Annotated in this window: 8 protein-coding genes; 7 read left to right on the forward strand and 1 reads right to left on the reverse strand. The window is 53.0% G+C overall.

What is annotated here, in order from left to right; all coding sequences use genetic code 11:
• Positions 1 to 9: 9 nt before the first annotated feature.
• The 7 genes from ccsA (JJE36_04140) (at position 10) to JJE36_04170 (ending at position 6377) form a co-directional block, all read left to right on the forward strand.
• Positions 10 to 2100: a cytochrome c biogenesis protein CcsA gene (ccsA, locus tag JJE36_04140; GenBank protein MBK5211485.1), complete on the forward strand. Its 2091-nt coding sequence runs from the start codon at positions 10 to 12 to the stop codon at positions 2098 to 2100.
• 41 nt (positions 2101 to 2141) lie between these two features.
• Positions 2142 to 2858, forward strand: coding sequence for an ABC transporter ATP-binding protein (locus JJE36_04145; protein ID MBK5211486.1), 717 nt, complete (start codon positions 2142 to 2144; stop codon positions 2856 to 2858).
• A gap of 23 nt (positions 2859 to 2881) precedes the next feature.
• Positions 2882 to 3634, forward strand: coding sequence for a heme exporter protein CcmB (locus tag JJE36_04150; GenBank protein ID MBK5211487.1), 753 nt, complete (start codon positions 2882 to 2884; stop codon positions 3632 to 3634).
• A gap of 70 nt (positions 3635 to 3704) precedes the next feature.
• Positions 3705 to 4481 carry a cytochrome c biogenesis protein CcsA gene (ccsA, locus tag JJE36_04155; GenBank protein ID MBK5211488.1) on the forward strand — a complete coding sequence of 259 codons (777 nt, stop codon included), beginning with the start codon at positions 3705 to 3707 and terminating at the stop codon, positions 4479 to 4481.
• A gap of 8 nt (positions 4482 to 4489) precedes the next feature.
• Positions 4490 to 4687 (forward strand): CcmD family protein, encoded by a 198-nt coding sequence (locus JJE36_04160; protein MBK5211489.1) that lies wholly within the window; start codon positions 4490 to 4492, stop codon positions 4685 to 4687.
• 40 nt (positions 4688 to 4727) lie between these two features.
• Positions 4728 to 5576: a cytochrome c biogenesis protein CcsA gene (gene ccsA / locus JJE36_04165; protein ID MBK5211490.1), complete on the forward strand. Its 849-nt coding sequence runs from the start codon at positions 4728 to 4730 to the stop codon at positions 5574 to 5576.
• Positions 5577 to 5603: 27 nt separating this feature from the next.
• Positions 5604 to 6377, forward strand: coding sequence for an SDR family oxidoreductase (locus JJE36_04170; protein ID MBK5211491.1), 774 nt, complete (start codon positions 5604 to 5606; stop codon positions 6375 to 6377).
• Between the two features lie 85 nt (positions 6378 to 6462).
• On the opposite strand, the gene JJE36_04175 is transcribed toward JJE36_04170, so the two are convergent.
• Positions 6463 to 6546, reverse strand: an 84-nt coding sequence (locus JJE36_04175) for an IS3 family transposase (protein MBK5211492.1), incomplete at its 5' end; no start/stop codon positions are given.

Consider the following 6546-nt stretch of genomic DNA (forward strand, 5'->3'; position numbering starts at 1 on the left):
GTACTGGATATGTTGACATTGGGTCAGATAGGATTGGGGCTTGCACTCGTTGCGACCGTGCTCGCGGCAGTGTTCTTCTTGTTCGGACACCTGCAAAAAGGGGCCGATAAAAGTCTTTCGCGTATCGGCTACTACCTTACGTTCGCCGGCGTCGCCGGCCTCACGATTTCGGTGGTGATCATCACCGTCTCGTTTTTCACCAAAGACTACAGCATCTCTTACGTCGCCACGCAACATACGACGGACGCGTCATCCCTCGCGTGGCTTTACAAGCTTGCGGGCTTGTGGGCCGGCCGGGAAGGCTCGCTGCTGTTTTGGACATGGCTCATGTCGCTTTTTGCGGGTTACGTAGCGTGGAAGAGCGTAGCAACCGAGGATGAACTCGGCAACATGGCATTGATGATTATCAACACCATCATCGCTCTTTTCACGGTGGCGATGATTTTCTCCACACCGAACAATCCGTTCGTGGCGACGCCTGCCCAGTATTTGAGTAATGGAATGCTTGTCGGAGCGGCTGCTCAATGGGGGATGAGCCCGCTGCTGCAGCACTGGGCTATGATTTTGCACCCGCCGGCGCTCTTCATCGGCTATGCCGGTTTGACGGTTCCGTTCGCTTTCGCCATGTCGACGCTTATCATCAACGATTCATCCGATCGCTGGATAAGGTGGTCGGACCGCATCACGATTTTTTCATGGCTGTTCCTCGGCATAGGAATCGGTTTGGGCGCCATTTGGGCCTACGTCGTGCTCGGATGGGGCGGTTATTGGGGGTGGGATCCTGTCGAGAACGCCTCGATTCTGCCGTGGTTCATCGGTGTCGCGATGATTCACAGCTTCACCATGTACCGTCGCAAGGGCGGATTCAAACGTTGGGCGATTATGAGCACGGCGATCACATTCGCCATGGTCGTTCTGGGCACGTTCATCACCCGCTCCGGAATCGTTCAGTCGGTGCACGCCTTTGCACCGGATAACTTGTCGTTGTGGCTGTTCCTCTTCATCATCGTGGGTTCCATCGCGGCCGGGGTCATCGGTCTCGCCGTTCGTTGGAAAGAATTCGCCGGAGCCGACGATTTCGATTCGTTGACCGGGCGCGAGGCGGCTTATTATTTCAATAACGTTTTGATGCTCGTCGCATCGGTTGTCATCGCCTACATGACGGTTGCTTCGGCGTTGCCGAAATGGCTGCCGTTCGGGGGGCAATCCTTGGGAGCGGTCGCCTATGACCTCATCGCCCGACCGGTCGGTATTCTCTATCTGGTCCTTATGGCGCTCTGTCCCGCTCTTTCATGGGCGCTTACCGACGGCGCGACATTTTGGAAGCGCATCAAGTGGCCGTTGGTCGCCACTCTCGTGATGTTCGGATTGTTGGTCACCGAATGGCTGGTCAACCTTCGCCCCGTGTATGCCGATATGGTTGCACTCGGTGGAGATACGGCGAAAGGCTTCACGTCGTTCGGGCCACAAATCGTTTACGATATTTTGACGCTTCTCGGATTCTTTTTCGCCTCGTTCGTCATTTGCAACACCGTTGCCCTTTTCGTTCGCGGCGTGAAAGCTCGCATGGGCGGGCGCGGTGAGGGAGTCGGTACGGCGCTTGGCGCGGTATTCTTCAAAGCGCGCAGCCAATCAGGTGGTTATTTGGCGCACATCGCCATCGGTATCATCGTCATCGGTCTCATCGGTTCGTCGATGTATGTCAGAGATGTTAACTCGACCATCCAAGCAAAGGTCGGTGAGACGGTTCAGGTCAGCAACTATGCGTTCACCTATACCGGGAGCAAAGAGGTCACCAAGAGCAACGGCGATGTCGACAAGAAGGTCTATCTCACCGTTAAAAAAGACGGTAAACAAATCGGCGTAGTCACTCCTTCGTTGACCATGTTTGCGGCACAAGGCCAATCTCGCCTCAACGCGGTGGTGCTCACCGGACCGCTTCGCGATATCTTCGTCGTCTTTCAAGGGGATGTGAACGGCACGCTTTCACTCGATGTCAAAATCAACCCGTTGATTTGGTTCGTGTGGATCGGCTTTATACTCCTGCTCATCGGAGCGGGACTTGCGGCGTGGCCGAAAAGGAAAGCAATTACTGCTTAAGGAATACAGGGGAGGCACGTTGAGTGTCTGACATCAATGAAATAGAATTCGCGCTGGAGGTTCGGGATGTGTCCCGAACCTTCGGGGCGCGTAAAGCACTGAATAAGGTGAGTTTCGATTTGCCGAAAGGTGCTTTTCTCTCTATCTTCGGACCCAACGGCGCAGGTAAAACGACGCTGCTTCGCACGCTTTCGACACTGACTCAGCCTTCGCGCGGAAGTTCTGCGAAAGTGCTCGGTCTCGATGTCGTTAAAGATGCCGTCGAACTTCGGGAGCGTATCGGTATCATCAGCCACAATCCGCTTCTCTATCCGGATTTGACGGCGCAAGAAAATCTCGAGTTTTTCGCCGAACTCTACTGCATCGAACATGAGCAAGAGCGAATCGACGAGCTTCTTTCGGCGGTGGGACTTAAGCATCGCAGTCTCGATCTCGTACGCACATTCTCGCGTGGAATGACGCAGCGCCTCTCGATTGCGCGCGCTTTGCTCGCCGATCCGGAGATCATTTTTCTCGATGAACCCTATTCGGGGCTCGACCCCCACGCCATGGATATTCTCGATCAGCTCATCGCTCAAATTCGCGATAAGCATACGTTTGTCATGGTGAGCCATGATTTGGAAAAAGGACTCGAGCTTTGCAGCCATGCGCTCATTTTAGCCAAAGGCCAAGTCGTGCTTTTCGAAGAGCGTAAAGATATCGACAAAGAACAATTCAGCAAGACTTATCGTGAGACCGTCGGATTGGGGGTCTCCTAATGGCGCGTGAACTCGATTACGTGATGATGAAAAAGCCGAAAAGCGAACCTGAAAAGAGGAGCGGTTCCCTCAATATCTCAGGTTGGCGTCAGTTTAAGGCGATTTTGCGCAAAGACATCGTCATCGAACTTCGTACCAAAGAAATGATAACTTCGATGGGCCTGTATGCTTTGCTCGTCTTGGTTATTTATTACATAGCGCTTTCCAACGCCGGTTCGAGCTTCGAAACACAACGGATTGCCGCCGGACTTTTGTTCTTAGCGATAGTGTTCACTTCGATGCTCGGATTGAACCGCTCGCTCGTGCATGAAGTCGACCAGGGGTGCCTTGAGGCGCTTTTACTTTCGCCGATCGATCGGCCGATCATCTTTTTCGGCAAAGCGGTCGGTAACCTGATATTTCTGCTGATTGTCGAAGTGTTCGTGACACCGCTGTTTTATTTCATATTCCTCAGCTCCGCGAAAATGCAAAATAGCGGGCCGGTGTGGATGGTGGCCCTCGCGCTGGTCGTCGGATCCATCGGCATTGCCGGTGTGGGAACATTGCTTGCCACCATGTCGGTGAACACCAAAGGCAAAGACTTCATGCTTTCGGTCATGTTCATACCGATTATGTTTCCTTTGCTGCTCGCAGTCGTCGCGGCGGCTTCTCAGGCGATTATGGGCGATCCCGGCTACGTGAAGGTGTTCTGGCAAATGATTGCAGCTGCCATCGCTTACGATGCCCTCATGATCGGCGCATCGTTTGCGCTCTATGAATTCATTTTGGAAGCCTAAAGGCGGCGTTGTTTCGTCTGCCTTTGCGTTAAGATAGATACAACTTGTTGTGATTGTGAAAGGAGAGCGCGTGAAAAAGCAAATAAAAACCGCCGTCATTCTCATGCTCGTCGGCGGTTTGCTCACCGCAGCTGCGTTTCTCATGGCGTTCTACACAGCCGAAGTACAGACCTTCGGCACCGTGAACCTCACCAAGGCTCAAGCGGCGGCTTCGAATACGGTTTTCGAGGTGGCGCCGGCGAACTTGCAGCCGATCGACGGTACGATAAACTACCTCAGACCGTGGCTCAGCCAAAAGATTTTCTACTTCCATGTACCGTTAGCCGAGGCATCGTTCTTGATATTTACCGTGGCGGCATTTTTCGCAATTATGTTCTTGTCCAAACGGCGCAAAAGTTTCGACACCAAATCGCGTATCGCGATGGAGGTTGCTTTTCTTTTTGTGATAGCCACGATGATAACCGGCGATCTTTGGACGAGGGCGTCGTGGGGAATGTGGTGGGATTGGGATCCTCGGCTCACCACGTATCTCATCATGATGCTTTTGATGCTCGTATATTTCGTGTTGCGCAATTCAATCGAAGACGAGGAGCGCCGAGCGATGTATGCTTCGGTCTTTTGCATCATCGCTTGGATCGATGCACCGATTTCATTCTTCATCACGAGAATCATTCCTTCACAGCATCCCGTCGTGTTCAATTCGGGAATGGCATCTTCGAATTTGGTGCCGTTCATCGTCGCGCAAGTGGGGATGATTATGATAGGTTATGCGATATATACGCTTCGCGTTGGTGAGGAACAAAGTCGCGAGCGCCTCGAAATCATCAAAGAAGCGATTGAGAACTAGGAGAGACCATGTTTGAAACTGCAACGAACTCAGAACTCTATAAGCTTGTCTTGCAAGATGCCCCTTATGTCATTTGGGCGTATGCCATTTTGTGGATTGCCCTGTGTGGATATGTAACTTTCATCTTGCGCCGCATGCTTAAAATCGAGAAAGAAATCGACGTGCTCAGCGATACCGTGGGCATTGTAAAAGAAGAAAGCAACTAGTATTTTTCGCAAGCAAGCATCACGGAGGTGAAGAAGTAACATGGATAAAGTCTCGGTAGCTCTCTTTTGGGTGGCATTCGCCGGTCTGGCGGGATCATCTGTGCTTTTCAGCTATGAGCTCATACAGCGTCGGGCGGGTACCGTTCCGGCGAAAATGGTCGCGGCGATATCCCTTCTCATACTGACCGTTTCCATCGGATTGAACTCCATGGCCAACAAAGGGACTCCTCTGACCGGCGGAAACGAATTGATTTTGGCCGCTTGGGCTTTGCTCGTCCTCTTCTTCCTCATCGAATACGTGCTGAAATTTAAAAAATATGGCATCGCTTTGGTTCCGGTTGCCGTCATTCTCATGGCTGTTGCGCAACTGGTCGGACGTGCGGAAGGCGATATTGCCCCGGTTTCCGCCCTTCTCGGAGAGCAGATGCAAGGGCTCGGTGTCGGGTTTCATGTACTGCTCATCGTATTTGCGAACATGCTATTCCTCGTCGCCGCCATTGCGAGTGCCCTCTATCTCTACCAAGACAAACAACTCAAGACTCATTCGACGAGTTTGCTTTCACGCCGCTTGCCGGCGCTCGCCAATCTGGAAAAGCTCGCTTCACGTTCGGTGACCATCGCGCTCCCCGTGTATCTCGCCGGACAGTTGCTCGGTGTGATTCGTGCGATAAACGTCGATGCCGCCGGATGGTGGTCCGATCCGCGCGTCATGATGTCGGCCGCTGTTCTCATCGTGTTCGTCGTGTTCTCGGTTCTCACCATGCGTAACAAGATGAGCGGTCGCACCACCTCATGGATTGCCGTCGTCGGCGGTATCCTCGTGATCGTCTTGATGATCATCGCGCGTACGCTTCCTGTCGGGTTCCATGTTTTCGGAAACATTATCTAGCTTATTTCTCACACCAAGGAACACCTTATGAAAATTTTCATCACCGGGGGCAGTAGTGGAATCGGACTCGCCACGGCTGTGCTTTATGCGAAACGGGGTGCGACGGTGACTATCGCCGCACGCAGCCTCGATCGACTTGAAAAAGCAAGCGCCGGTCGCTTTGAAACGGTCGTGCTTGACGTTACCGATGAGGAATCGGTTGCTCGGGCGACATCGAAATATTGTGCGGAGCACGACGGACCGCCCGATATTTTGATCAACTGCGCCGGTGCCATGATTCCCGGTGAGTTCATCACGATGCCGAAAAGTGATTTCGATGAAAATGTCGAGGCGGATTTTTCGGGCACCGTCAACATGTGCCGTGCGTTCGCGCCGGCGATGTGCGCACGCAAAAGTGGGCACATAGTCAACGTGGCATCGGTCGCCGGGTTCCTCGGGATCTACGGATATACGGGATATTCTGCAGCAAAATTCGCCGTCATGGGCTTCAGCGAAGCACTCCGCTTCGAGCTCGAGCCGCTCGGCGTCAGTGTCAATGTCGTGTGTCCTCCCGATACCGACACGCCCGGGCTCGCCAAAGAGATCGGCATGCGTCCACCTGAGACCGATAAGGTCGCCGGTACCATCAAGGCGATATCGCCCGAGTTGGTCGCCGCGAGCATGGTCAAGGGAATCGATAAAAACAAGAACACGATTATTATCGGGGCGACCTCGAAACTCTATGCGCGTCTGAAAGGTTTGTGGCCGGAGTTGTTCTATTGGATCGTCAGTTCCGATGTCCGCAAGGTGCAAGGTCGCTAACTGCAGTTCGGGATGCGATGTCTGGTGCTGTGTAAATTGACAAGGTAAACGCAATTCGGGGGGTGCGGACGTTTTTCTGGACTTTTTAGGCCGCCATACTGAGGCTTTGCCGATATTCCATGGGACTCAGTCCCCCTAAAGACATCTTAATACGCTTCGTATTGTACCA

It is taken from the genome of Coriobacteriia bacterium (assembly GCA_016649875.1).
Lineage (GTDB): Bacteria > Actinomycetota > Coriobacteriia > WRKU01 > JAENWW01 > JAENWW01.

Excerpts from the sequence above, each read along its gene's own strand:
- ccsA (MBK5211485.1), top strand. The coding sequence starts at position 10 with ATGTTGACATTGGGTCAGATAGGATTGGGGCTTGCACTCGTTGCGACC.
- JJE36_04150 (MBK5211487.1), top strand. The coding sequence starts at position 2,882 with ATGATGAAAAAGCCGAAAAGCGAACCTGAAAAGAGGAGCGGTTCCCTC.
- JJE36_04160 (MBK5211489.1), top strand. The coding sequence starts at position 4,490 with ATGTTTGAAACTGCAACGAACTCAGAACTCTATAAGCTTGTCTTGCAA.
- ccsA (MBK5211490.1), top strand. The coding sequence starts at position 4,728 with ATGGATAAAGTCTCGGTAGCTCTCTTTTGGGTGGCATTCGCCGGTCTG.
- JJE36_04170 (MBK5211491.1), top strand. The coding sequence starts at position 5,604 with ATGAAAATTTTCATCACCGGGGGCAGTAGTGGAATCGGACTCGCCACG.